General features: G+C 61.6%; 28 protein-coding genes. 8 read left to right on the top strand and 20 right to left on the bottom strand.

Going from position 1 to position 24775, the window contains the following annotated elements:
* Positions 1 to 4 precede the first annotated feature (4 nt).
* From paaY to paaA, 11 genes are all read right to left on the bottom strand, one after another.
* Positions 5 to 625 carry a phenylacetic acid degradation protein PaaY gene (gene paaY / locus AB4Z19_RS19300; RefSeq protein ID WP_442021701.1) on the bottom strand — a complete coding sequence of 207 codons (621 nt, stop codon included), beginning with the start codon at positions 623 to 625 and terminating at the stop codon, positions 5 to 7.
* A complete protein-coding gene (pcaF, locus tag AB4Z19_RS19295) occupies positions 625 to 1830 on the bottom strand; it encodes a 3-oxoadipyl-CoA thiolase (RefSeq protein ID WP_442021649.1) in 1206 nt (401 codons plus the stop codon). The genes paaY and pcaF overlap by 1 nt, the downstream gene beginning before the upstream one ends.
* A 1-nt stretch (position 1831) precedes the next feature.
* Complete coding sequence (gene paaK, locus AB4Z19_RS19290) at positions 1832 to 3142, bottom strand: phenylacetate--CoA ligase PaaK (RefSeq protein WP_442021651.1); 1311 nt, start codon at positions 3140 to 3142, stop codon at positions 1832 to 1834.
* Between the two features lie 27 nt (positions 3143 to 3169).
* A complete protein-coding gene (gene paaI / locus AB4Z19_RS19285; protein WP_442021653.1) occupies positions 3170 to 3616 on the bottom strand; it encodes a hydroxyphenylacetyl-CoA thioesterase PaaI in 447 nt (148 codons plus the stop codon).
* Complete coding sequence (gene paaH, locus AB4Z19_RS19280) at positions 3609 to 5162, bottom strand: 3-hydroxyacyl-CoA dehydrogenase PaaH (protein WP_442021655.1); 1554 nt, start codon at positions 5160 to 5162, stop codon at positions 3609 to 3611. The genes paaI and paaH overlap by 8 nt, the downstream gene beginning before the upstream one ends.
* 2 nt (positions 5163 to 5164) lie before the next feature.
* Positions 5165 to 5956 (bottom strand): 2-(1,2-epoxy-1,2-dihydrophenyl)acetyl-CoA isomerase PaaG, encoded by a 792-nt coding sequence (paaG, locus tag AB4Z19_RS19275; protein WP_442021657.1) that lies wholly within the window; start codon positions 5954 to 5956, stop codon positions 5165 to 5167.
* Between the two features lie 81 nt (positions 5957 to 6037).
* On the bottom strand, positions 6038 to 7114 hold the full coding sequence (gene paaE, locus AB4Z19_RS19270) for a 1,2-phenylacetyl-CoA epoxidase subunit PaaE (protein WP_442021659.1): 1077 nt from the start codon (positions 7112 to 7114) through the stop codon (positions 6038 to 6040).
* Between the two features lie 4 nt (positions 7115 to 7118).
* Positions 7119 to 7664: a 1,2-phenylacetyl-CoA epoxidase subunit PaaD gene (gene paaD, locus AB4Z19_RS19265; RefSeq protein WP_442021661.1), complete on the bottom strand. Its 546-nt coding sequence runs from the start codon at positions 7662 to 7664 to the stop codon at positions 7119 to 7121.
* Between the two features lies 1 nt (position 7665).
* Positions 7666 to 8418 (bottom strand): 1,2-phenylacetyl-CoA epoxidase subunit PaaC, encoded by a 753-nt coding sequence (gene paaC, locus AB4Z19_RS19260; protein ID WP_442021663.1) that lies wholly within the window; start codon positions 8416 to 8418, stop codon positions 7666 to 7668.
* A gap of 10 nt (positions 8419 to 8428) precedes the next feature.
* Complete coding sequence (gene paaB / locus AB4Z19_RS19255) at positions 8429 to 8713, bottom strand: 1,2-phenylacetyl-CoA epoxidase subunit PaaB (protein WP_442021665.1); 285 nt, start codon at positions 8711 to 8713, stop codon at positions 8429 to 8431.
* Between the two features lie 93 nt (positions 8714 to 8806).
* Positions 8807 to 9796, bottom strand: a complete 990-nt coding sequence (paaA, locus tag AB4Z19_RS19250; protein ID WP_442021667.1) for a 1,2-phenylacetyl-CoA epoxidase subunit PaaA — start codon at positions 9794 to 9796, stop codon at positions 8807 to 8809.
* A 122-nt stretch (positions 9797 to 9918) separates the two neighbouring features.
* Here paaA and paaX point away from each other — a divergent pair, with 122 nt between their 5' ends.
* Positions 9919 to 10848 (top strand): phenylacetic acid degradation operon negative regulatory protein PaaX, encoded by a 930-nt coding sequence (gene paaX, locus AB4Z19_RS19245; RefSeq protein WP_442021669.1) that lies wholly within the window; start codon positions 9919 to 9921, stop codon positions 10846 to 10848.
* Between the two features lie 2 nt (positions 10849 to 10850).
* Here paaX and AB4Z19_RS19240 read toward each other — a convergent pair whose 3' ends face one another.
* Positions 10851 to 11936 (bottom strand): TRAP transporter substrate-binding protein, encoded by a 1086-nt coding sequence (locus AB4Z19_RS19240; RefSeq protein WP_442035800.1) that lies wholly within the window; start codon positions 11934 to 11936, stop codon positions 10851 to 10853.
* Between the two features lie 113 nt (positions 11937 to 12049).
* On the opposite strand from AB4Z19_RS19240, the gene AB4Z19_RS19235 reads away from it, so the two are divergent.
* Positions 12050 to 13177 (top strand): M14 family metallopeptidase, encoded by a 1128-nt coding sequence (locus AB4Z19_RS19235; RefSeq protein WP_442021673.1) that lies wholly within the window; start codon positions 12050 to 12052, stop codon positions 13175 to 13177.
* On the opposite strand, the gene AB4Z19_RS19230 is transcribed toward AB4Z19_RS19235, so the two are convergent.
* Positions 13174 to 13905 carry a helix-turn-helix domain-containing protein gene (locus AB4Z19_RS19230; RefSeq protein WP_442021675.1) on the bottom strand — a complete coding sequence of 244 codons (732 nt, stop codon included), beginning with the start codon at positions 13903 to 13905 and terminating at the stop codon, positions 13174 to 13176. The two genes, AB4Z19_RS19235 and AB4Z19_RS19230, sit on opposite strands and share 4 nt — an antisense overlap.
* Before the next feature lie 128 nt (positions 13906 to 14033).
* Here AB4Z19_RS19230 and AB4Z19_RS19225 point away from each other — a divergent pair, with 128 nt between their 5' ends.
* Together AB4Z19_RS19225 and AB4Z19_RS19220 are read left to right on the top strand one after the other, a co-directional pair.
* Entirely contained in the window at positions 14034 to 14432 is a 399-nt protein-coding gene (locus AB4Z19_RS19225; RefSeq protein ID WP_442021677.1) for a hypothetical protein, read from the top strand.
* 2 nt (positions 14433 to 14434) lie between these two features.
* Positions 14435 to 15208, top strand: coding sequence for a DUF2145 domain-containing protein (locus AB4Z19_RS19220; RefSeq protein ID WP_442035799.1), 774 nt, complete (start codon positions 14435 to 14437; stop codon positions 15206 to 15208).
* Positions 15209 to 15214: 6 nt separating this feature from the next.
* Here AB4Z19_RS19220 and AB4Z19_RS19215 read toward each other — a convergent pair whose 3' ends face one another.
* Positions 15215 to 15382 (bottom strand): hypothetical protein, encoded by a 168-nt coding sequence (locus AB4Z19_RS19215; RefSeq protein ID WP_442021681.1) that lies wholly within the window; start codon positions 15380 to 15382, stop codon positions 15215 to 15217.
* A gap of 32 nt (positions 15383 to 15414) precedes the next feature.
* A complete protein-coding gene (locus AB4Z19_RS19210) occupies positions 15415 to 15867 on the bottom strand; it encodes a hypothetical protein (RefSeq protein ID WP_442021683.1) in 453 nt (150 codons plus the stop codon).
* A gap of 123 nt (positions 15868 to 15990) precedes the next feature.
* Between AB4Z19_RS19210 and AB4Z19_RS19205 the strand changes: the two genes are divergently transcribed.
* A complete protein-coding gene (locus tag AB4Z19_RS19205; RefSeq protein ID WP_442021685.1) occupies positions 15991 to 16422 on the top strand; it encodes an Ohr family peroxiredoxin in 432 nt (143 codons plus the stop codon).
* 48 nt (positions 16423 to 16470) lie between these two features.
* A complete protein-coding gene (locus AB4Z19_RS19200; RefSeq protein ID WP_442021687.1) occupies positions 16471 to 16905 on the top strand; it encodes an Ohr family peroxiredoxin in 435 nt (144 codons plus the stop codon).
* Between the two features lie 47 nt (positions 16906 to 16952).
* Here AB4Z19_RS19200 and AB4Z19_RS19195 read toward each other — a convergent pair whose 3' ends face one another.
* Entirely contained in the window at positions 16953 to 17810 is an 858-nt protein-coding gene (locus tag AB4Z19_RS19195) for a type 1 glutamine amidotransferase domain-containing protein (RefSeq protein WP_442021703.1), read from the bottom strand.
* A 66-nt stretch (positions 17811 to 17876) separates the two neighbouring features.
* Here AB4Z19_RS19195 and AB4Z19_RS19190 point away from each other — a divergent pair, with 66 nt between their 5' ends.
* A complete protein-coding gene (locus AB4Z19_RS19190) occupies positions 17877 to 18770 on the top strand; it encodes a LysR family transcriptional regulator (protein WP_442035798.1) in 894 nt (297 codons plus the stop codon).
* Here the strand turns inward: AB4Z19_RS19190 and AB4Z19_RS19185 are convergent.
* Positions 18748 to 19539: an NAD(P)H-dependent oxidoreductase gene (locus AB4Z19_RS19185; protein ID WP_442021691.1), complete on the bottom strand. Its 792-nt coding sequence runs from the start codon at positions 19537 to 19539 to the stop codon at positions 18748 to 18750. The genes AB4Z19_RS19190 and AB4Z19_RS19185 overlap by 23 nt on opposite strands.
* A gap of 64 nt (positions 19540 to 19603) precedes the next feature.
* On the opposite strand from AB4Z19_RS19185, the gene AB4Z19_RS19180 reads away from it, so the two are divergent.
* Positions 19604 to 20503: a LysR family transcriptional regulator gene (locus tag AB4Z19_RS19180; RefSeq protein ID WP_442035797.1), complete on the top strand. Its 900-nt coding sequence runs from the start codon at positions 19604 to 19606 to the stop codon at positions 20501 to 20503.
* On the opposite strand, the gene AB4Z19_RS19175 is transcribed toward AB4Z19_RS19180, so the two are convergent.
* From AB4Z19_RS19175 to ltrA, 3 genes are all read right to left on the bottom strand, one after another.
* Complete coding sequence (locus tag AB4Z19_RS19175; RefSeq protein WP_442021695.1) at positions 20504 to 21592, bottom strand: TRAP transporter substrate-binding protein; 1089 nt, start codon at positions 21590 to 21592, stop codon at positions 20504 to 20506. It abuts the gene before it with no gap.
* Between the two features lie 71 nt (positions 21593 to 21663).
* Entirely contained in the window at positions 21664 to 23016 is a 1353-nt protein-coding gene (gene pmbA, locus AB4Z19_RS19170; protein WP_442021697.1) for a metalloprotease PmbA, read from the bottom strand.
* Between the two features lie 118 nt (positions 23017 to 23134).
* Positions 23135 to 24568: a group II intron reverse transcriptase/maturase gene (ltrA, locus tag AB4Z19_RS19165; RefSeq protein WP_442035796.1), complete on the bottom strand. Its 1434-nt coding sequence runs from the start codon at positions 24566 to 24568 to the stop codon at positions 23135 to 23137.
* Between the last annotated feature and the right edge of the window lie 207 nt (positions 24569 to 24775).

Below are 24775 nucleotides of genomic sequence, written 5' to 3'. Positions count from 1 at the left end.
TTGTTCAAGTCTCCGATTTATTTGATTGCTTGTGCAGATGCATAGGCAGCGAGGTGTCCCATTGCATGCGAGGACGGTCCGGCGCCACTTCGGTGTCCGGCTCCACCTCGTGCATGGTTTGCATCGAGCGCATGGCCAGCTCGTGATATTGGCCCGTGCCGCCTTCCTTCCACTTCAGTTCCTGGTCACTCACCTGGCGCACCACCTTGGCGGGCGTACCCATCACCATGCTGCGTGGCGGGATTTCCGAGCCGGCCTTCACGAAAGCGCAGGCCGCGATGATGCTTTCCGGGCCAACCACCGCGTTATCCATCACGACTGCGTTCATGCCGACCAGCGCATTGCGGCCGATGCGGCAGCCATGCAGCACGGCGCCGTGGCCAATGTGGCCATCCTTTTCAACCACGGTGTCGGCGCCGGGGAAGCCATGCATCACGCAGGTATCCTGCAGGTTCGCGCCCTCTTCCAGGATCAGGCGGCCGAAATCACCGCGCAGGGAGGCCAGCGGCGCCACATAGCAGCGCGGGCCAACAATCACGTCACCGATCAGCACTGCCGTCGGGTGTACGTATGCGGCCGGATGCACGACCGGACGCACGCCGTTGATCTCGTAGATCGGCATGATCAGACTCGCTCGATCACCAGCGCGATGCCCTGGCCCACGCCAATGCACATGGTGCACAGCGCGTAGCGGCCGCCAGTGCGTTCAAGTTGATTCAGCGCCGTTGTCACCAGGCGTGCGCCGGACGCGCCGAGCGGGTGTCCGATAGCGATAGCGCCGCCGTTCGGGTTCACGTGGGCAGCATCGTCCGGCAGGCCGAGATCGCGCGTCACCGCCAGGCCTTGTGCGGCAAAGGCCTCGTTCAATTCGATCACATCCATCTGCTCGATAGTCATACCCAGTTGCGCCAACACTTTCTTCGAAGCGGGCGACGGACCGAAGCCCATGATGCGCGGCGCCAGGCCGGCGGTCGCCATGCCCAGCACTTTGGCGCGCGGCTTCAGACCGAATTTATCGACCGCCGCACCGGAGGCCAGCAGCACCGCACAGGCGCCATCGTTCACGCCGGAGGCATTGCCTGCGGTGACCGTGCCTTCAGGCTTGACGACGCCTTTCAGATTGGCCAGTTGTTCGATGGTGGTTTCCGGACGCGGATGCTCGTCGGTGCTGACCACCTTAGGATCACCTTTCTTCTGAGGGATCGTGACCGGTACGATTTCCTTTTCGAAGAAGCCCGCGGCATGCGCGGCGGCCCAGCGCTGCTGGCTGCGCAGTGCAAAGGCATCCTGGTCTGCGCGGTTGATCTTGAATTCTTCTGCGACGTTTTCCGCCGTTTCCGGCATGGAGTCGATGCCATATTTCCCCTTCATCAGCGGGTTCACGAAGCGCCAGCCAATGGTGGTGTCTTCGATCTTCGCGCTGCGCGAGAAGGCGCTGTCCGCCTTGCCCATCACGAAGGGCGCGCGGGTCATGCTTTCCACACCGCCCGCGATCACCAGATGCGCTTCGCCGGACTTGATGGCGCGCGCCGCAATGCCCACCGCGTCCAGGCTGGAACCGCACAGGCGGTTGATGGTGTTGGCCGGCACTTCGACCGGCAGGCCGGCCAGCAGCGCAGCCATGCGACCCACGTTGCGGTTATCTTCGCCCGCGCCGTTGGCGCAGCCGTAGTAAATGTCGTCGACCTGCTTCCAGTCCACGCCGGGATTACGCTGCATCAGCGCGGCGATAGGCACGGCGGCCAGGTCGTCGGCGCGCACGGATGCCAGGGCACCGCCGTAGCGGCCGAACGGAGTGCGAACGGCGTCGCAGATATAAGCTTCAGTCATATTATTCCTTGGGTCGCTTGTCGATTACGCGCTTGGCCTTGCCGGTCAAGGTGCGTTCAATGCCGTCAGGCGGCAGCATGCTTACTTTGGTCGAAACGCCGACCATGGTTTTGATGCGGTGTTCCAGTTCTTTTGCCAGCACAAGTCCCTGCGCCGGATCAACGCCGGGGCGCAGCTCGGCCAGCACTTCCAGCTTGTCCAGATGGCCGTCCCGGGTCACCACCAGCTGGTATTGCGGCGCCAGTTCGTGCATCTTGCAGATCAGTTCTTCGATCTGGGTCGGGAACACGTTCACGCCGCGGATGATCAGCATGTCGTCCGAACGCCCCGTGATCTTGCCGATGCGGCGCATGGAGCGCGAGGTCGGCGGCAACAGGCGCGTGAGGTCGCGCGTGCGATAGCGGATCACCGGCAGCGCTTCCTTGCTCAGCGTGGTAAATACCAGCTCGCCTTCCGATCCTTCCGGCAGCACTTCGCCCGTTTCGGGATCGATGATCTCCGGGTAGAAATGGTCTTCCCAGATGACCGGGCCATCTTTCGACTCGATACATTCGCTTGCCACGCCAGGCCCCATGACTTCGGACAAGCCGTAGATATCCACCGCGTCGATACCCGCACGTTCCTGGATCTCGGCGCGCATCGCATCCGTCCACGGCTCGGCGCCGAAGATGCCGACCTGCAGCGAGGACTTGGCCGGGTCGACGCCCTGGCGCTGAAATTCCTCGATGATGTTCAGCATGTACGACGGCGTAACCATGATGATCGATGGTTCGAAGTCGCGAATCAGCTGCACCTGCTTTTCCGTCTGCCCGCCGGACATTGGAATCACCGTGCAGCCCAGGCGTTCCGCGCCATAGTGCGCACCGAGGCCGCCCGTGAACAGGCCATAGCCATAGGAGATGTGCACCATATCGCCCGCGCGGCCACCGGCAGCGCGAATCGAACGCGCCACGCAGCCGGCCCAGGTATCGATGTCGTTCTGCGTGTAGCCAACCACAGTTGCCTTGCCCGTGGTGCCGCTCGATGCGTGCACGCGCACCACCTTCTCGCGCGGCACGGCGAACAGGCCGAAAGGATAGTTGTCGCGCAGGGTTTTCTTGTCAGTGAAGGGAAACTTGGCCAGATCGGCCAGCGTCTTCAAATCGTCCGGATGCACACCTTTCTCATCGAAGGCTTTGCGGTAGTGCGGCACGTTCTCGTATGCGTGCTTGAGCGACCACTTCATGCGCTCCAGTTGCAAGGCCTGGAGTTCGTCGCGGCTGGCCTTTTCGATCGGTTCCAGGTCAGACGGGGCGGGATTACGTTGAACCATCGGGTGTCTCCTCCGAATATGTTTGCGTCAGCCGTGAGTCGTCACCAGCTGGCCACTGACACGATGCGACTTGCCGCGGAAGGTCGCGATGATGCGCCCTTCCTGGTTGCTCACCGTGACGTCGTAGATGCCGGTCTTGCCGGACAGGGTGCGCTCGATGGCTTCCGCCATGAGCAGGTCGTCCTGGCGGCCGGGCGCCAGGTAGTCGATCGTGCATCCTGCGCCCACCGTGATGTGGTTATGGCTGTTGCACGCAAACGCAAAGGCGCTGTCCGCCAGTGCGAAGATAAAGCCGCCGTGGCAGGTCTGGTGCCCGTTCAGCATATCGGCCCGCACCGGCATGGTCATGCGCGCATAACCGGGGCGGATTTCCGTCAGTTTCATACCCAGGCCCTGGCTGGCGGCATCGCGCTCATACATGATGGCGCCTGCCGCTTCGGCCAAAGCTTGCGGATGGAGTGTTGCGTCATTCATGGATCTTGGCTCCGCTTTGCTGCTTGCGGCGCAGCAGGGGCGACACGCGATAACGGTCCTCGCCATAGCTGTGTGCCAGGTTGTCCAGCACCGTGGCGACGTGGTTCACGCCGACCAGGTCGGCCCAGGCCAACGGGCCGCGTGGGTAGTTGACGCCCTTCTGCATCGCCGTATCCGCGCCAGTGGCGCTGCACACGCCTTGATTCACGGCGTCGGCGGCTTCGTTGGCCAGCATTGCAACGGTACGCATCACAGCGAGGCCAGGTACGTCATCCAGACGGCTCACCGCGAATCCGGCAGCCTGGAACATGGCCACGGCGGCATTGAAGGCGTTGGTGCTGCACTGGTCCGCTTTGGCGACCGCGATGCGCGGCGATTTGGCGTAGTCGAACACAAGGTCGAACAGCACGGTGTCCGGATGATTGTCGTCATGCGCGCGGGCAGTGGCGGTGCGGCCATCGGTCAGGTAGATGGCGGCGCCGTTGCAGTGGAAAGCCGGCGCTTCGTGCTTGCGGTGGCCTTCCGCCGATTTGCGCGTGGTGACCGCCATGCCGTTCTGTTTCAGGCGTTCCGCGATAACGTTGGTGATCGCGGCCGCATCGTCCGGCTCGAAACTGTAGCCAACGTATTCCGGCTTCGGCTGCGGCGCCTCCGCCTGCGCCTGGGGCGCTGTGACGCCCTCGCCGTACGGATAAACGCCACGACCCGATTTGCGGCCGAAGTGGCCCGCATTCACCAGTTCCAGCTGCAGAACGGACGGCGTGAAGCGCGGATCGCTGTAGTAAGCGCGGAATACGGATTCGGTGACGGAATAGTTCACGTCATGGCCGATCAGGTCCATCAACTCGAATGGCCCCATGCGAAAGCCGCCCGCCTCGCGCATCACGGCATCGATGGTAGCCGCATCGGCGGCCTGTTCGTTCAGCAGGCGCCAGCCCTCGGCGTAATAAGGACGCGCCACGCGGTTGACGATGAAACCGGCCGTAGATTTGGCGTGCACCGGATTCTTGCCCCAGGCTTCGGCGGTGTCATACACGGTTTCCGCCACGTCCGCATCGGTTGCCACGCCGCTGATCACTTCCACCAGCGCCATCAGCGGCACGGGATTGAAGAAGTGCATACCGACCAGGCGCTGCGGCTTGCGCAGCCTGGCCGCGATGGCAGTGACGGAAATCGAGGACGTATTGGTGGCAAGGATGGCGTCTTCAGCGACGATGTTTTCCAGATCGCCGAACAGGGCGCGCTTCACGTCCAGATTTTCGACGATAGCTTCTACCACCAGCGCGGCATCGGCCACGTCTTCCAATACGCCGACGCCATGCAGGCGCTCGCGCGCTGCGGACGCTGCTTCGCCGGTCATCTTGCCCTTCTCAACCAGCTTGCCGAATACGGTGCCGATATCGGCGATGGCTTTCGCCACCGCTTCGGCGCGCGTGTCGAACAGTTTGACCTTGTAGCCAGCGGCTGCGGCAACTTGCGCGATGCCGGAGCCCATGGCGCCGCTGCCGATGACGGCGACGGTGCTGCCTTGTGCGAGGGCGGACATGCTTACTCTCCTTTGAAGTTGGGAGCGCGTTTGGCCATGAAGGCATCGACGCCTTCACGATAATCGTGACTGTAGCCCAGCTCACGCATCATTTCACCTTCCAGTTTCAGCTGGTCGGCCAAAGTGTTGTGCCAGCTGGCTTGCAGGGCGTGCTTGGTGAAAGCCAGGCCCTTCGTCGGCGCCGTGGCGAAGTGCCTGGCCATGGCCAGCGCTTCGTTCATCAATTCCTCGTCCGGCACGGCTTTCCAGATCAGGCCCCATTGCTCGGCGCGTTCGGCGGACAGCTTTTCGCCCAGCATGGCGAGGCCGGTGGCGCGGGCGTGGCCGATCAGGCGTGGCAGATGCCAGGTGCCGCCGGTGTCCGGGATCAGGCCCAGTTTGGAGAAGGCTTCGATGAAGTTGGCGGATTTCGCAGCGAGCACGATGTCGCAGGCCAGGGCCAGGTTGGCGCCTGCACCAGCAGCGACGCCGTTCACGGCGCAGATTACCGGCATCGGCAACTCGCGCAGCGCCAGCACCAGCGGGGCGTAGAATTTTTCGACCGATTCGCCGAGATCGACCGCCGCGCCGCCGGGAGCAACGGCGCGGTCGCCCAGATCCTGGCCGGCGCAGAAGCCGCGGCCGGCGCCGGTCAGCAGCAGCACGCGCACGGATTTGTCATTGCGGACCTGCGCCAGCGCCTCGCGCACTTCGAGGTGCATGGCTTGCGTGAAGCTGTTCAGTTTATCGGGGCGGTTCAGCGTCAGTTGCGCGACGCCGTCTTTGATGTCGAACAGGATGTTTTCGTAGCTCACTCGTGGTCTCCTTTTTTAGAACCCAAGGCTTGAACCTGGTGGCAGCCACATCGTGGCTGCCACCTGTTTTCCGCCGTGGGTTTATTCAGCCTGGTCATAGTCGATGATTACTTTGTCGGTCGTCGGGAAGCTCTGGCAGCTCAGCACGAAACCGCGGGCGATTTCGTAGTCTTCCAGCGCGTAGTTGACGTCCATGTCCACTTTCCCTTCCAGCACCTTGCAGCGGCAGGTGGAACACACGCCGCCTTTACAGGAGTAGCGCATATCCAGTCCCGCGCGCAGGCCGGCGTCGAGGATGGATTCCTTGTCCTTCTCCATGGTGAAGGTGGCGGCGCTGCCGTCCATGATCACGGTGACTTCGGTCAGGTGCGGCTCCGCGCTGGTCTGGGCGCGCGCCTTGTGCTGGTGCTTCGGAATGCTGGCGGCAAACAGCTCGATCTTGATGTTCGACTTCGCCATACCCGCTTCCTGCAACGCTTCGGAGACGCCGTGCATCATGTCTTCCGGGCCGCAGATGAAGGCCACGTCGTAATCCTTGATATCGACCCAGTGCTCCAGAAATTGCCGGGTTTTCTCTTTCGTGATGCGGCCGTTAAAAAGTTCAATGTCCTGCTGCTCGCGGCTCATCACGTAAACGATGTTCAGGCGCTCCAGGTAGCTATCCTTCAGCTCCATCAGCTCGTTCTTGAAAATCACCGAGGACGAAGCACGGTTGCCATAGAACAGGGTGAATTTGCTATTCGGCTCGGCCAGCAGTGTGGTCTTGATGATGGACAGGATAGGCGTAATGCCGCTGCCCGCCGCGAAGGCCATGTAGTTGCGATGGCTCTGCGCGTCCAGCGGCACATTGAAGTGGCCCATTGGCGGCATCACATCGATTGTCGCGCCGGGCTTCAGCATATCGTTGGCCCAGCAGGAGAACATACCGCCCGGCGTGCGCTTGATGGCCACGCGCAGGCTGCCATCCTGCACGGCGGAGCAGATCGAATAAGAGCGGCGCACGTCTTCCGATTCGATATTGGTGCGCAGCGTCAAGTGCTGGCCTTGCGTGTATTTGAAACAGTCCTGCAGTTCGGCAGGCACGGCGAAAGTGACAGCGATGCAGTCACGCGTTTCCTGCTGCACTTTCGATACAGACAGCGGATAGAATTTGCTCATGATGTCAGTGGCACTTGAAGTAGTCGAAAGGCTCTTTGCAGTCCAGGCACTTGTACAGCGCCTTGCACGGCGTGGAGCCGAACTGGCTGGTGACTTCGGTGTGGCTCGAACCGCAATGCGGGCACACGACTTTGGGTGCAGGCACGGCTCCGCGCGCGACGCCTGCGCGCAATGGATCGACCGGCGCGGCAGGCGCGCCAATGCGCCGCAGACCGCTGATGTCGATCACCTTCTGCGCAGGCGGTGCAATGCCATAGCCTTTCAGGCGGGCCTTGCCTGCATCGCTCATCCAGTCGGTGGTCCACGCCGGCGACAGGCGGGTGATGATGTCCACCTGCTGAATACCCGAATCGTGCAGCGCTTGCTGGATATCGTCAGCGATCACCTGCATCGCCGGGCAGCCGGAATAGGTCGGCGTGATCGTGATGGCGCAGGACGAAGGTCCGGTGACCTGCACATCGCGTACGATGCCGAGGTCCACCACCGAGATCACAGGGATCTCGGGATCGGATACGCCGGCCAGCAAGGTCCAGACGTGCGACGAATCCATCTCACCACTCCGCGCCGGGATAGGCACGCTGCAGGAACTGCATCTCGGCCAACAGATAGCCCAGGTGTTCGCTGTGACGGCCTTGCTTGCCGCCCTTCTGCATCCAGGCCTCGGCCGGCGGCATGGCCAGAGTGGCTTCGCCGAAGATGTCGGACACGTGAGCCAGCCACTGCTCGCGCAGCATGGCGGCTGGTGGCGCAACGCCTTCGGCAACCATCGCTTCATCGACTTCGTCGTAGATGAAGACTTCGCCGGTGTACATCCACAGCTCGTCGGCCGCAGTCTGCATGAACTTGTGGCTCACATCCGTGCCATCGCCCAAGCGCACTACCAGGTCGCCGCTGCGGCGCAGATGGTAGGTCACTTCCTTCAGCGATTTCTCGGCGATTTCCGCGATGCGTGGATCGGACGATTTGGTCAGGGCGCCAATCAGGAAGTAGTGCCAGGTGTCGAAGAAGAACTGGCGCATCATGGTCATGCCGTAATTGCCGTTCGGCTGTTCGACCAGCACCACATTCTTGTAGTCGTGGGCATCGCGCAGGAAGGCCAGCTTGTCTTCGTCACGCTCCTTGCCTTCCAGTTCGGCGGCGTAGCTGTACCACATGCGGGTCTGGCCCAGCAGGTCGAGCGACACGTTGGAGAGCGCCATATCTTCTTCCAGCGCAGGGCCTTTGCCGCACAATTCGGCCAGGCGCTGGCTCAGCACCATGGCGTTGTCGCCCAGGCGCAGCAGGTAATTTACCTTGTTGTCCATGGCCGCCGCCTTACAGGTTCTTCACTTCTTCCGGCATCGGGAAGAAGGTCGGGTGGCGATAGACTTTGCTGTTGGACGGTTCGAACAGCGGGCCCTTGTCGGAAGGCGCGCTGGATACGATGTCGGCAGCGCGTACGACCCAGATGCTTACGCCTTCGTTGCGGCGGGTGTACACGTCGCGCGCATTATTGATCGCCATCTCGGCGTCCGGCGCATGCAGGCTGCCGACGTGCTTGTGGGCCAGGCCGTGCTGGCTGCGGATGAATACTTCCCACAGTGGCCATTCTTTGCTCATGTTGTCTCCTTCTCGAATTCCTGGAACACCCAAGGCGTGAACCTGGTGGCAGCCACGATGTGGCTGCCACCTGCTTTCTGCCGTGGGTTCTGATCAGGCCGCAGCCTGCTCCTTATTGTGTTTGTCGGCGTACGCTACCAGCGCATCGCGGAACCAGGCGCCGTCTTCGTAGGCTTTCACGCGGGTGCGCAGGCGCTCGCGGTTGCATGGTCCATTGCCCTTCAGGACGTTGTGGAATTCCGACCAGTCGATCTCGCCGAAGTCGTAGCTGCCACGCTCCTCGTTCCACTTCAAATCCGGGTCAGGAATCGTCAGGCCCAGGAATTCAGCCTGCGGCACCGTCTGATCGACCATGCGCTGGCGCAGTTCATCGTTGGAGAACAGCTTGATGCGCCAGGCGGTGGACTGCGCGCTGTTCACGGACTCCGCATCGGACGGGCCGAACATCATCAGCGACGGCCACCACCAGCGGTTCAGCGCATCCTGCGCCATCGCCTTCTGTTCCGGCGTGCCTTTGGCGAGGGACATCATGATGTCGTAGCCCTGGCGCGCATGGAAAGATTCCTCCTTGCAGACGCGGATCATGGCGCGCGAGTAGGGTCCGTAGGAGCAGCGGCACAGCGGGATCTGGTTGATGATGGCCGAGCCATCCACCAGCCAGCCGATGGCGCCCATGTCGGCCCAGCTCAGGGTTGGGTAATTGAAGATGGACGAATATTTGGCTTTGCCGCTGTGCAGCGCCTGCAGCAGCTCATCGCGCGACACGCCCAGGGTTTCGGCGGCGCTGTAGAGATAGAGGCCATGGCCGGCTTCGTCCTGGATCTTGGCCAGCAGGATGGACTTGCGCTTCAGGGTCGGCGCGCGGGTCACCCAGTTGCCTTCCGGCAGCTGTCCGACGATCTCGGAGTGGGCGTGCTGGGAAATCTGGCGGATCAGGGTCTTGCGGTAGGCCTCGGGCATCCAGTCTTTGGGTTCGATCTTGATGCCGGCGTCGATGCGGTCCTGGAAAGCGCGCTCTTCGGCGCTCATGTCTTCCAGCGTACGGACATTTTTCAGTCCGGTTTCCACCATTTGAGCGTACATGTGGGAAGTCTCCTAGCGAGTGTGAGATCATAATACGATACAGATTCGCGTTTGCATACTATTTTTTTGAGTCATATAAAATTTCTGTATCCTGAGTGTCGTCAGTGTATAAACTCAGGTCTATGCAAAATAACCAGAAAATCAATGACTGGATTGCCGGATTTCTTTCCGGCGAGCCACCGCGCTCGAAATCCCTGGTAATGACCATCTTTGGCGACGCGGTTGTGCCCCACGGAGGCATGGTCTGGCTGGGCAGCCTGATCGATCTGCTGGCGCCGTTCGGCATGAATGACAGGCTGGTGCGCACCTCGGTGTTCCGCCTGGCGCAGGAAGGCTGGCTGGGCGCCCAGCGCGACGGCCGCCGCAGCAACTACGCCGTGATGCCGGACGCGCAGCCACGGCTGAGCCGGGCCTTCCGCCGCATCTACTCGCCGCTGGATACGCACTGGTCGGGCAACTGGACCCTGGTGCTGGGGACGAACGGCCTGGACGCGTCCGAACGCGCGCTGATGCGCAAGGAATTGTTGTGGGAGGGCTACAGCGTGATCGCGCCGGGCATCGCCTGCCATCCCGCCGGCGATCACGAAGCGCTGGAAGCGCTGCTGCAGCGCATGGGCATGCTGAGCAAGGTGTATGTGTGCCAGGCGAGCGAGCTGCCCGGCGTACACGGCAAGCCGCTGTCGGATCTGGTTGGCGAAGGGTGGGATTTGTCCGAGGTGATAACCGGCTACACCAAATTCGTGGATCTCTTCACGCCGCTGCTGGACATGCTGCGCGAAGCAGCCGAGCCCGTTGATCCCGAACAGGCTTTCGTGGTGCGCTCGCTGGTGATCCACGCCTACCGCCGCGTACAGCTGCACGACCCGCAGCTGCCGGTCGAGCTGCTGCCCAATCCGTGGCCGGGCGCCGCTGCGTACAGCCTGGCGCGCGAACTGTATCGGCTGACGTGGGAACAATCCGAACGCCACGTCCTCACCATGCTGCGCCGCGAAGACCCCGAAGCCCCCACCGCCGCCTCCAGCTTCTACAACCGCTTCGGCGGCCTCCGCTGAAGTTAGCGGCGGGTGGCGTTGATGAGGTAGTTTTGCATGGTGGCTTCGGCGATCGAGGCCCATTGGTTCTGGTCGTGGCGGAACCTTTTCCACGGCTCGTAGATCTTGCGGAATTTGGCGTTTTTAGCGGACTCTTCTTCCATCGTCGCCACCGAAATCTTGTAGGCTTCGTCCATGATCTCTTTCGAGAACGGGTGCAGCTTGACGCCGTTCTTGATCAGGCGGGCCAGCGCGGCGGGATTCTTGGCGTCGTAGTCGGCCTGCATGCGGACATGGCACTCATAGGCCGCCACTTCAAACGCCGCCTGGTATTCCTTCGGCAGCTTTTCCCAAGCAGAGATGCCGACGTAGAACGATAGCTGCGGCCCCGCTTCCCACCAGCCCGGATAGTAGTAGTGCGGCGCGACCTTGGCCAGGCCGAGTTTTTCATCGTCATACGGACCAACCCACTCGGCCGCGTCGATCGAGCCCTTCTCCAGCGCGGAATAAACGTCGCTGGCCGGAATCTGCTGCGGCACCACACCCATGCGCTCCATCACGCGCCCCGCGAAGCCGGCCACGCGCATCTTCAGGCCTTTCATATCGGCCAGCGTCTTGATCTCGCGGCGGAACCAGCCGCCCATCTGGGTGCCGGTGTTCCCGCCCATGAAGTTGATGATGCCGTAGCCCTTGTAGAACTCGCGCAGCAGCTGCAGGCCGCCGCCCTGCTCCATCCACGCCGTCTGCTGGCGCGAGGTCAGGCCGAAAGGCACGGCACAGTCGAAGCAGAAGGTGGGATCTTTGCCGAAATAGTAGTAGGCCGGCGTGTGGCCGATTTCGACCGTGCCGGCCTGCACGGCGTCCATCACTTGCAAGCCCGGCACCACCTCGCCCGCCGCGTATTGGCGAATCACGAATTTGCCGCCGGTGAGTTCAGACACCCGCTTGATGAACTGCTCGGCCGGGCCAAAGATCGCATCCAGCGTTTTCGGGAAGCTGGACGCCATGCGCCAGGTGACCGCTTGCGGCCCCTGTGCCATGGCCGGAATTGCCAGCGTGCCGGCGCCTGCCGCGGCGGCGGTGTTTTTCAGGAAGCTGCGACGTTGCATGGACGAGTCTCCAAAATAGTGATTTTGGCAAACATTGTAGCTTCAATAATCGCGGAAGGAGTATTATGTTGGGCTCTGCGCAACAGGCGCCTTATTTTCCAATGGGACACACAATGTCTATCAAAGTTAGCAGCCAGTTCGACGCTGGCGCCATCGACATCGTCAGCGTTACCACCGCGGGCGATATCGACCTCAATATCCGCAAGGATTCCCACGCCGACATCATCCAGTGGTTCTACTTCCGCGTGCAGGGCGCGCAGGCGGTGCCGCTGACGATCCGCTTCCTGAACGCCGCCAAGGCTGCGTATCCGGATGGCTGGAAGGATTATCAGGCGGTAGCGTCCTACGACCGCGAAACCTGGTTCCGTGTCCCGACCAGCTACGACGGCGAGGTGATGACCATTGAGCATGCGCCTGAGCACGACAGCGTCTACTACGCTTACTTCGAGCCTTATTCGTGGGAGCGCCACCTGGCCCTGCTGGATTCGGCCCAGCTGTCCCCGCTGACCCAGCTGGTGGACCTCGGCAGCACCATCGACGGCCACGACCTGAACATGCTGGTCATCGGCGATCCGGATGCCGAGAAGAAGGTGTGGGTCATCGCGCGCCAGCACCCGGGCGAAACCATGGCCGAGTGGTTCGTGGAAGGCATGGTCGAGGCCCTGCTGGACCCGGCCGATCCTTTCGCCAGCCAGTGCCTGCAGGATGCCTGCTTCTACGTGGTGCCGAACATGAATCCGGACGGCTCCGTGCGCGGCAATCTGCGCACCAACGCGTCCGGCGCGAATCTGAACCGCGAGTGGAACGAGCCTTCGATGGAGCGCAGCCCTGAAGTGTTCCTGGTCAAGGAGAAGATGAAGGAAATCGGCTGCGATATGTTCCTGGATATCCACGGCGATGAAGGCCTGCCTTACGTCTTCGTGGCCGGCAGCGAAGCCCTGCCGAGCTTCACCAAGGAACAGCGCGCGGCGCAGGACAAGTTCATCGCCGACTTCAAGATCGCGTCGCCGGATTTCCAGTCGGAACACGGCTATGGCGAATCGCCCTACACGCCGGAAGTGCTGACCATGGGTTCGCCGCACATCACCCACCTGTTCGGCTGCCTGTCGCTGACCCTGGAAATGCCGTTCAAGGACAACGCCAACGATCCGGACGACGTCAACGGCTGGAACGGTGCACGCAGCGCAAAGCTGGGCGCCTCCATCCTGCAACCGGTGCTGCGCTCCCTGCGCGGTATCTAACGCTGTAGCGCCGCGAAGGCCTTGGGTATCCAGGGCCGCGCGGCGAGCATGAAGGTCACGGCGCGGCGCTGGTCATACGGCAGCCGCGCATCATCCTGATGCTGGCGCGAGAACTCGTCGGCCACCTGCTGCAGGCGCTCCTGCAAGGCGCGCATCGATTGCGGCGACAGCATCACACTCACCAGACGCATGATTTCATCGCGGCCGTCAAAGCGGCTGTCGAAATAATCCGCAGACGCTTCGCGGCGGAACCAGGCCTGGATTGGCCCATCGGGTATCCAGCTGAACGTGCGCGACACCAGCAGCTTCACCTTATTGTTCGGCTTCAGAATCAGGAAGCCGGTCTTGTCCAGCTTGAGCAGACAGGCCGTGGCCTCTGCTGCGCTGATCTTGAAGTCCGCCACGATCTCTTCCACCGGCACCTGGTTCAGCGCCAGCACCGCCACCAGCAGCAGCTTCACGTCGCCCGTGATTTCCTCTTCCTGCGCATAGGTCAGCCGCGAAATCAGCTGCGGCGCATCGGCCGACGACTGCGCCAGCGTGGCCAGGTCCAGCTCCAGCACATTCAGCACCTGCTCCAGCCGCTCCAGCGTGAAGTTGCGGCTGGCGAACATGCGCTTGATGCTCGGCTCGGACAGCCCGATGCGCTGCCCCAGATCCGCATAGGTCATTCCTTTGGCCTTCAGTTGCCGCTTCAGGGCATCGACAAGTCGCGCCACACTAGACATAGCTCCCACCCCGTCAATAAGTATCGAAATATGATACCAGCAGCGCTGGCGCTTGCGACGATGTTTTTCCGCATTGCACGTACGCCGCAGCCGGACAATGATGACAACTCTTAACCAGGAGCTATCCAATGAAAAAAGTTCTGCTCGCATCCCTTCTCGCTGTCGCCAGCATCGCCAGCCAGGCGCATGACGGTTCGGTTGGTTCGATCCGCGGTCCTGGCGAACTGTCCGTTGGCGTGGTGGGAGGTTCGCTTCTCGTCGCCGGCGCGGCAGGCAGCGTGGTGGTTGAAAGTGTGAAGACGGCCGGTGATGGTATCGAGGTTGTGGTGAAGGGCGGGTCTGAAGCCAGCACGGCGACGCTGCGCTTCAGCGGCACCGCAGCTGGCGGCCTGTCGCTGGCGACGGGTACGGTGGTTGAAGTGGTGGCGATGTCGGCAGGCCAGGCGCTGGTCGCGTCGGGCAAGGTGCTGGCCTTCATTCCGAACGAGTCGGGCAAAGCCCTGCTCCATCACAGCAAGGTGAATTGATCATGCGCCGCCTGCTGCTTGCGCTGCTGCTGGCTTGCTCCGCGCTGGCTCGCGCCGGCCAGCAATGTGAAGACAAGCCCATGTCGGTAGACGAAGTACGCAAGTCGATGGATCTGGCGCAGCACAGCATGGACGCGCTGGAGGCGAGCGGCGCGCAGTTGGCCCTCATCGCCCGCGCGGGACAGAACTTATCCCGCTATAACGTGCGCTACTCGCACGTGGGCCTTGTATGGCGCGACCATCCCGAAGGCCGCTGGACCGTGGTCCATCTGCTGAACGAATGCGGCACGGCGGACTCCCATCTCTACAACGAAGGCCTGGGCAATTTCTTCCTGACGGATCTGTACCAGTTCAACGCAGAGATCGTGATTCCGGCACCGGCCGTGCAGCAGAAGATGGCGCAGTTGCTGGCCTCCCGCACGCCACTGCGCATGCACCAGTCAAGCTACAACATGCTGGCCTACGCTTTCTCGACGCGCTATCAGAATTCAAACCAGTGGGTGCTTGAGATGCTGGCGGCCGCATCGGCCGCGCCGGGCGCCGTGGAAACCCGCGACGAAGCGCAGCGCTGGCTGAAACAGGCGGGCTTCATGCCGGGCACGGTGCACATCGATGCCGCTACACGCCTCGGCGCGCGCATGTTCCGCGCCAATGTGGCGTTCGACGATCATCCCTTCGGCCAGCGCATGGCAGGCCAGATCGATACCATCACGGTGGATTCGGTCGACCGCTTCCTGCGCACCGACCCGCAAACTCGCGTATTGGAAGTGCGCTGAGTCTTCCTAGGGTTTGCCGAGTTTGCGCACCCGCCTCACCTGCTTGCGGCGCAGCTTGTCGAGCGCATGGGCTTGCGGATAGCCCGGCTCGCCGGGATGTTTGTGTTCGTGATGTCCCGGCTCGGACTTACCGCTGAGCTCCGGGAACAGCTCCGATTGTCGCTTGACGTCCATAGGCCCATGGTAGGCCCGGGCGCACGCCGGCGCTAGTTCTTCTTGCCCCCGCTGGCGTTCTCGCGGCGGATGGCGTCGCGGTCTTTGTGCGAGAAGATCATGCCGTTGCAGCGCTTGTTCGCTTCCGAGATACGGGCATTGAACTGCGTCTGTTCGCGGTTCAGCTTTTCTCCTTGCGCATTCAGCTCCGCGCCACGCGCGTCCAGCGCTTCCTGCCTGGCGTTGAAGGCCGCAACGGCTGCCGCATCGTCTCGGCTCACGGTGGACGCGCTCGCCATGTGAGCCGCAATCTCATCCTGGGTGCGCTTCAGCGCCAGCTTGTGCTCGTCCTGGCGGCGAATCAGGGACAGCCGCTGTTCCTGCAGGCTGTCTTCTTCATCGACGCAGGACTTGAACTGCTCGCGCTGTGCCGCGGTTGGCGGCGGCCCGGATTGCGCAAATGCCAACGCCGCCGGAAGCAGGGCTATCGCAACCGCTGTTTTCATAAAAATTCTCATTTCCGCAGTGTGCCACAAAGGCCTTGACATGCGCCCTTCCGTGCACGAGAATGCTATTAATCGGATGCGAACTAATCGCATACGCCACAAACTAACTTAACGGAGTAAATCATGAGCAAAATCGAAAAAGTCCTGGTCACCGGCAAAACCCACACCACCCCGACCAAGCCCGGCGATCACAACAGCAAAGTCAATCTGAACCTGAGCGGTACTGGCGCTAAAGCTTACGCCTTCGAAGCCATCGCAGCCCATCCGACTGCCGAGCAGCTGTTTGCCGGCGCCTGGTCCGCCTGCTACATCAGCGCCGTGAGCATCGTCGCCTCCAGCAAAGGCGTGCAACTGCCGGCCGACACTGCGGTCGATATCGAAGTCGACCTGGGCCAGACCGGCGACCAATACTTCCTGCAAGCCCGCCTGACCCTGAGCGTGCCCGGCCTGCCGCTGGACATCGCCACCGAAATCGCCCATGGCGCCGACGCAATGTGCCCGTACTCGAAAGCCACCAAGGGCAACATCGACGTCGCTTTGAACGTGGCAGTTTAATAGTGCACTATATAAACGTATCCGCTACATATTTTTAAGGAGCAAATCATGAGCAAAATCGAAAAAGTCCTCGTTACCGGCAAAACCCACACCACCCAAGTCAAAGCAGGCGATCACAACAGCAAAGTGAACCTGAAACTGAACGGCACCGGCGCCAAAGAAATCACTTTCGACGCCGTGGCCGCCCACCCGACCGCTGAACAACTGTTCGCCGGCGCCTGGTCTTCCTGCTACTCCCTGGCCCTGGGCCTGGCCGCAGAACAGAACAATGTGAAGCTGCCCGCCGACACCTCGGTCGACATCGAAGTGGACCTGGGCCAGACCGGCGAGGCGTACTTCCTCGGCGCCCGCCTGACCGTGAACCTGCCCGGCCTGAGCGAAGAAGTAGCCACCACCGTCGCCCACGCCGCCGACCAGATCTGCCCGTACTCCAAAGCCGTACGCGGCAATATCGACGTGGCAATCAAAGTCACCACCGCTTAACGCGGCTCATGGCCGGTCCGCTGGAGGGCAGGACCGGCCACGTTGTATCACGGGCGCTTCAGCAGCTCGGCGCCCACCGCGGGCGCGGAGAATGGGTTCTGTCCCGTGATCAGTTCGCGGTCCACCACCACATTCGATTGCCACAGTCCTGCGGCGCTGAACTTCAGGCCGGCCTGTTCCAGCGCAGTCTGCGGTGTGAACTTCATTTCGCCACCATTCAGCTGGGCCTTGGACGCCTCTTCCTCGGCATTGCTGAATGCCGTCACCTTGTAGCCCGCATAGATCCAGTTCGGATGCGGCGCGCTTCCCTTCTGCTCCATTTTCAAGGCAAAGCCTTTGGTATCCGGCAGTGCGGACAGCAAGGCTGCCGGACCATGGCACACCAGCGCAGTGGGCTTGCCGGCGTTATGGAAGGCGGTCAGCACTTTACCCAGGCCCTCGTCCTTCAGCAGATCCTGCATTGGCGCGTGGCCGCCCGGCACAAAGACCGCATCGAAACGCCCCACGCCTTGCTGCGCCACGCGCGCCAGGCTGACCACCGGCGAATTCACAGGATCGGTCAGGCGCAGCTGGTCCAGCAGCTTCCGATGCGCTTCCATCGCCGCCTTGTCGTTCCCGAAGAACATGGGATCGAGCGAGTTCCTGTCGATGGCCGGCGCCATGCCTTTTGGCGTGGCGAAAGTAATTGAGTGGCCGGCATCCAGCAGCATCTTCGCCGGCTGCATCAACTCATTCAGGTAAGCGCCCGTTTCGTAGGTCTTACCTGCTTTGAGATCCAGCGTATGCTCGTCGGACAGCACCACCAGCACATTGGCGGCCTGGGCATCGAAGGCGGCCGCCAGCAAGGCCGCCAGGCTCAGTTTTTTCAGCATGTTCTTCTCCATCAGGTTGTCGATGGATGCCACTTTATTCAAGCCTTCATAGGAGATAAACTACCGCCAACCCAATTCATTTGTTCTTTTGAGACAATAATGACGCGACGCTTTGACCACCTCGCCGATGTGGAGACTTTCGTGACTGTCGTCGAGCGTGGCTCGTTGACGGCTGCCGCAGTGGCGCTATCCACCACGCCCTCCGTCGTCAGCCGCGCGATTGCCCGCCTGGAGGCACGCCTGGGCAGCCAGCTGCTGCGCCGGACCACACGCAGCATGAGCCTGACCGAAGCCGGCCAGCTCTACATGGAACAATCCCGCGCCGCCTTTGCGCAAATCGATGAAGCGGAGCGTGCAATCCAGGGCACGGCCGGTGCCGTAACGGGGCGCATCCGCATCACCGCGCCGACCACCTTCGGCAATTACCGTCTGCCTGCCCTGCTGCAGCGCTTCACAGCGCTGCATCCCGGCGTACGCGTCGATCTGAACATCAGCAACCGCAACGTCGATCTCGCAGCGGATGGATATGACTTCGCAATTCGCCAGGGCATGCTGAAGGACAGCAGCCTGATAGCGCGCAAGCTGGAAGACGCGCAGTTGGTGCTGGTCTGTTCGCCATCGTATGCCGCGCAGGCCGGTCTGCCGGACAGCATCGAGGCGCTGGCCGAGCACCGTTGCCTGTCCTTCCTCATGCCCAGCACCGGCCGTGCGGTGCCTTGGCAGCTGCGCCGCGACGGCGAAGATATCGACTGGACGCCCCAGTCACTGGTGCAGGTGTCGGACGATCCGCTCGGCGTGATCTCATTGGCGGAAGCGGGACTGGGCATTTGCCATGGCTTCCATTTCGTCGTGCAGGAGCGCCTGGCACGCGGAGCGCTGGTGCCGGTGCTGCCGCAGCTATGGGGACGCAGCAGGCCTTTCTCCCTGCTCTATCCCCGCCAGCGCAGCCTGTCCGCCGCTGCGCGCGCGTTTATCGAGACCCTGGTTCCTTGAGATGCACACTAAGGCCTTCGCGGCCCGGCGCGATATGCGACTTGAGTGTCATGGCCGGGATCTCGTAATCGCCTGCGTTCTGCTTGCGGTACGGGATCGGTGGCGTTTCGAACAGCGTATCCATGCGCTCACCCAGGGCGCGGCATAGCGCGGCGTAGCGGGCTTCATCGGTGCGGCCCACGCGGTAGGCCACGAAGGGGGGCAGCACGTCGAAGCCGGGGTAGTACAGCATGCCGTGCTGGATGGGGAACAGCAGATCGTCGATCGCGCCGTTGATGCCGCGCGGACTGTAATGCGATTCCCAGCCGCCAGCGGTTACCACGATCATTGCGCGCTTGCCTGCCAGCGTGCCTTCACCGTAGCGGTCGCCCCAGCGCAGTTCTGAATGCTCACCGACGCCGTAGCCGAAGCCGTTCGCATACACACGTTCGAACCAGCCTTTCAGAATCGCGGGGACCGAGAACCACCACAGCGGGAACTGGATGATCACGGCGTCCGCCCACAGCAGTTTGGCTTGTTCGGAGGCGATGTCCGGGCTCTGGCGGCCGTTGTCGTAAGCACGGCGCGAGTCCTGCTCCGGCAGAAAGCGGGGACCGGCGGCGCCGTCCAGGCTGTCGTCCACATCGAGCGCGGACTTCCAGCCCATGGCGTACAAGTCGGAGACCTGCACGGTGTGGCCGGCCGCTTGCAGGCGCTCGACCATGAAGTTTTTAAGGGACCCGTTCAGCGAACGGGGCTCGGGATGGGCATACACGATTAAAGTATTCATGCCCTGCAGATTAGGGCTGCTCAAGGTATATTGGAAATGAATTCCATAAATTCCAGATATTACGATGAATAATTTGCACCGGCTCGACCTCAATCTGCTGCTCACGCTGGACGCGCTGCTGGCAGAGCATAACGTCACACGTGCAGCGGAGCGCTTGCATCTGTCGCAGCCCGCCGTCAGCGTGCATCTGGCGCGCTTGCGCGAGGCGTTTGGCGATCCCTTGCTGCTGCCAGGGCCACGCGGCATGCGTCCCACCGCGCGGGCGGACGCGTTGCGCGAGCCGCTGCGGCAGGCACTGGAAGGGCTGGCGCAAGCGGTGGCGCCTTCTACGCCCTTCGATCCCGCAGCGGCGGACCAGACCTGGCGCGTGGCCGCCACTGATTACGCGGAATCAGCCATCCTGCTGCCTGCGCTGGCAGCGATACGCACACTGGCGCCCGGCACGCGACTGGCTGTGCTGGAGGCTGTGCCGCCGCGCATGGCGCGCCAGGCGGAGCAAGGAGAAGTCGATATCGCCTTTCACACCACCGAAGGCGCGCCATCCGGCCTGAGAGCGCGGCCGCTGTTCAAGGAAAGCTATGTGCTGGCGATGCGCGAGGCGCATCCGAAAGCCAAACGGCGCCCGTCGCTAAAGCAGTTCTGCGATCTGGAACACGTGATTGTCTCGCCCGACGGCGGCGGGTTCACGGGCGTGACCGATGAGGCGCTGGCGGAGGCGGGACTGGCAAGGCGCGTGGTGCTGTCGGTGCCGCACTTCATGGCCATGCTGCACATCGTCGCGCATACGGACATGGTGGCGATGGTGCCGGAGCGGCTGGTACGGGGAAATGCTGCGCTGAAGATCATGGAACCGCCGCTGGCGGTCCCTGGCTACGAGATGACGATGCTGTGGCACGAACGCCGCCACCGCGATCCTGCCCACCAGTGGTTGCGCGAGCAAATCGTGGCAGCGGTAGGAACCTGATTACTTGCCGCGGTCGGCCTTGATCAGATAATTCTGCATCGTGGCTTCGGCAATCGAGGCCCACTGGTTCTGGTCGTGGCGGAAGCGCTTCCACGGTTCGTAGATCTTGGCGAATTTGGCGTTGCGCGCCGCTTCTTCGGCGAACAGTTCGGTCGCCACCTTGTAGGCCGCGTCCATCATATCGGTTGGGAAGCCGCGCAGTTTCACGCCGCTCTTCAGCAGGCGCGCCAATGCGGTCGGGTTCTTGAAGTCGTACTCGGCCTGCATCACCACGTGGGCTTCGTAGGTTGCCGCTTCAATGGCCGCCTGATATTCCTTCGGCAGCTTCTCCCACTCTTTCAGGTTGATGTAGAAGGAGAAGGACGCACCCGCCTCCCACCAGCCCGGATAGTAGTAGTACGGCGCGACCTTGTAGAAGCCCAGCTTCTCGTCGTCGTAGGGACCGACCCATTCCGCGGCGTCGATCGTGCCTTTTTCCAGCGCTGGATAAATATCGCCGCCGGCCAGCTGCTGCGGCACCGCGCCCAGACGTTCCATCACCTTGCCGGCGAAACCGGCGATGCGCATCTTGGTGCCCTTCAGGTCCGCCAGCGTCTTCACTTCCTTGCGGAACCAGCCGCCCATCTGGGTGCCGGAATTCCCGCCCAGGAAATTGACCACGCCATAGTCCTTGAAAAAGGCGCGCAGCAGTTCGCGGCCGCCGCCCTGCTCATACCACGCCGTGTGCTGGCGCGAAGTCAGGCCGAAAGGTACGGCGCAGTCGAAGGAGAATGTCGGGTCTTTGCCGAAGTAGTAGTAAGTCGCGCTGTGGCCGCATTCGACGGTGCCGGCGGAGACAGCGTCCAGCACCTGCAGGCCGGGCACCACCTCGCCCGCGGCGAAGGAGCGGATATTGAATTTGCCGCCGGTCAGTTGGGAAACGCGTTTGGTGAAGGTATCAGCGGCGCCGAAGATGGTATCCAGGGATTTGGGGAAACTGGAAGCCAGGCGCCAGTTGATGGCGGGCAGCTCCGCGGCCAGCGCCGGGGCGGCAATTACGCTCGCACCCGCGCCTGCTGCTGCCTTCTTGATGAAGGAACGACGTTCCATACGTGTTGTCTCCTTAGAAGTGTTGTACGTCGGGGAAAACGCTACAGCTTCGGGAGAGTGTATGGAAATCTTTAGTTTCCGGCAACTACCATTTTCTCAATCAGGATCGAGCCGGTTTGCTTGGTGCCGCGCACCAGCACGTCGGTGCCGATGCCCATGATCTGCTGGAACATTTCCTTCATATTGCCAGCGATGGTGATCTCTTCGACCGGGTATTGAATCACACCGTTTTCGACCCAGTAGCCGGACGCGCCGCGGCTGTAGTCGCCGGTCACATAGTTGGTGCCCTGGCCCATCAGCTCGGTCACCAGCAGGCCGGTGCCCATCTTGCGCAGCATGCCTGCGAAGTCGTCGTCCTTCGCCGTCAGCTTGGAAGTCAGCGACAGATTGTGCGAGCCGCCTGCGTTGCCGGTGGTCTTCATACCCAGCTTGCGCGCCGAATACGTCGACAGGAAATAGCCCTGCAGTACGCCATCCTTCACCACATCGCGCTTGGAGGTGCGCACACCCTCTTCGTCAAACGGCGCCGAGCCGATGCCGCCCACTACGTGCGGATCTTCCTTCACCTGGATGTGGGACGGGAACACGCTCTTGCCCAGGGTATCGAGCAGGAAAGTCGATTTGCGGTACAGCGCGCCGCCCGAGGTGGCCTGTACGAAGGCGCCCAGCAGGCCGGCGGCCAGCGGCGCTTCGAACAGCACCGGGCAGGTGCGGGTATTCAGCTTGCGCGCATTCAGGCGGGCCAGTGCGCGCTCGGCCGCATAACGGCCCACGGCTTCCGGGGACGCCATTTTCTTCGGATCGCGCACCGAGGTGTACCAGTCGTCGCGCTGCATCCTGGCGCCCTTGCCAGCGATCGGGGTCACGGACAGCGTATGGCGCGAGTAAGGATAGCCGCCGATAAAGCCGCGCGAATTAGCCGAAACGAAGTGCGATTGCTGCACATGCACACCGGCGCCTTCGCTATTGGTCACGCGCGCATCGACGTCGAACGCGGCCTGCTCGGCGCGCTGCGCCAGCACCACCGCTTCCTCAGTGGCGATATGCCATGGATAGTGCAGCTTGAGGTCTTGCGGATGCTTTTCCAGCATGTCCTCATCGGCCAGGCCGGCGCAGTCATCCTCGGCGGTAAAGCGGGCGATATTGTGCGCCGCTTCCACTGCCGCGCGCAGCGACTTGGCGGAGAAATCGGAGGTGCTGGCATTGCCGCGCTTCTTGCCGACAAAGACGGTCACGCCCATGCCTTTGTCGCGGTTCTGCTCGATCGTTTCGATCTTGCTCTTCCGGACCGACACCGACAAACCGCTTCCTTCGCTGATTTCAACGGCGGCATCGGTGCCACCAACCTCGCGCGCATACGTCAATACGTCGCGTGCAAGCTGCTTCAACTGGTCCTGGCTGTAGGTGAATGCGGATTCGCTCATGGGCTGTTTTTCGGGGTGTGGGCGTGGAGGGTAGGAAGGGTCTGTTGCCAGAACCCCTCCCCCCTAAGAACCGTGCATGCGACTTTCGCAGCACACGGCTCAAGCATAATAAAAATTCCTATACAGGAACCGGTTTCACAACAATCAAACCAAGGCGGTGCACTTGAGTATGACAATTTGGATGCAATAATACTCGATTTCCAAGAGCCTCGGATCCACCCATCACACGGTACTCTATGTGGTGGTCATGCCATCCTGTGTCTACGTCCATCTCGTATTCACAGAGCGCGCAAAGGCCGCGTTGGTCAGCGTATAGTTTGGCCCATTCCTTTCGGTAGCCCATGTTTTTCAACATGCGTTCCTGTCGGAGAGCTTCACCATATTCCTCCCACTGCGGATCATAAGGATGATAATCCCCCATGATCTTCTTATGGCGCTCAATGGGAGTACTCGCAAGTGAGTACAATTCCATCGCAGCTTTGTTGCCATCCTTCGTTGCGACGTCTGCAGCAAACACCCACCTTCGTTCACCGACTGTCCGCCAATATTTCCGACGAATCCATTCGGTGTTCTTGTTGGGATGCCTGCGCTTGGCCCACCGCATCAGTCGCCAGAACAGCAACGACTCCATGCGCGAGAATGCTTGTTTGGCTACTACCGGGCTGTGATATTGCGCCCAACCCCGTAGTATTGGATTTAGCAGTCGGATTAGATCCTCGTGCCGTACCATCAAATGTTCGCCGATGACTTTCCTCAGCTTTTCATAGAACGCTTTCGAGTTCTTCTTACTCGGCTTGATGAGCAGCTTTTCCCCGTACTTCCGGAAATTCCACCCAAGGAAGTCGAACCCCTCGTCGATGTGCACGATCTTGGTCTTGGCATCGGATAGTCGCAGACCTCGTTTTGCGAGGAAGGCTTCTATCCATGGCCGGATCTCTGTTTCGAGCAGTTCAGATGAACCGCATGGAACCACGAAATCGTCCGCATATCGCACAACACCTACTTTGAGTCCTTTGATTTTCGACTTACCGAATTTCGCACCGAGGTGCTTAATCAGTTCCGTTTCCAATCCGTTCAACGTCCAGTTTGCCAATGCAGGGCTGATGATGCCGCCCTGCGGCGTTCCCGCTGTGGTTGCCAGCAACTGCGCCCGGTCTACGACCCCGGATTTCAGCCATTTCCGAAGAATCACTTTGTCCATACAGACATGTTTGATCATCCAGTCGTGGTTGATGTTGTCGAAGAACCCTTCGATGTCCGCGTCTAATACCCAGCTGGCCGAAGCCTTCTGAGACATCTTCACGAACAGCTGCCCCATTGCGTCTGCTGTAGAACGATTCTTCCTAAACCCATAAGAGTTCGGGTCGCTCACGGCCTCCAGCACCGGATCGAGCGCTAGCAGATGCAGCGCTTGCATAGCTCGATCTTTCATGGTCGGGATACCCAGAGCGCGTTCCTTTCCATTGGCCTTAGGGAGGATATAGACCCTCCGTAGTGGCAGGGGTCTGTAACGGCGCTTCTCCAACTGCCCAATCGCTGCAAACTTCTGCAACGGCGTTTCCCATAATTTCCGGTCCACGCCTGCGGTGCGCTTGCCTTGGTTTTCAGTCTGTTCGTTTGCTCGCAGAATTGACCCACTCCGATTGACCCACCTTCCACTGCCTGGCAAATGCCGCCACGCGGTCATATGATCCTTCGTAGCCCAACTCCTTAAGTTCCAAATGGAGCTGCTTCAAGTTGCGCCGCTGCTTGCGGGGTT

This window comes from Pseudoduganella sp. RAF19, assembly GCF_052114165.1.
Classification (GTDB): Bacteria; Pseudomonadota; Gammaproteobacteria; order Burkholderiales; family Burkholderiaceae_D; genus Rugamonas.
This window is presented reverse-complemented; position numbering and strand designations above follow the sequence as displayed.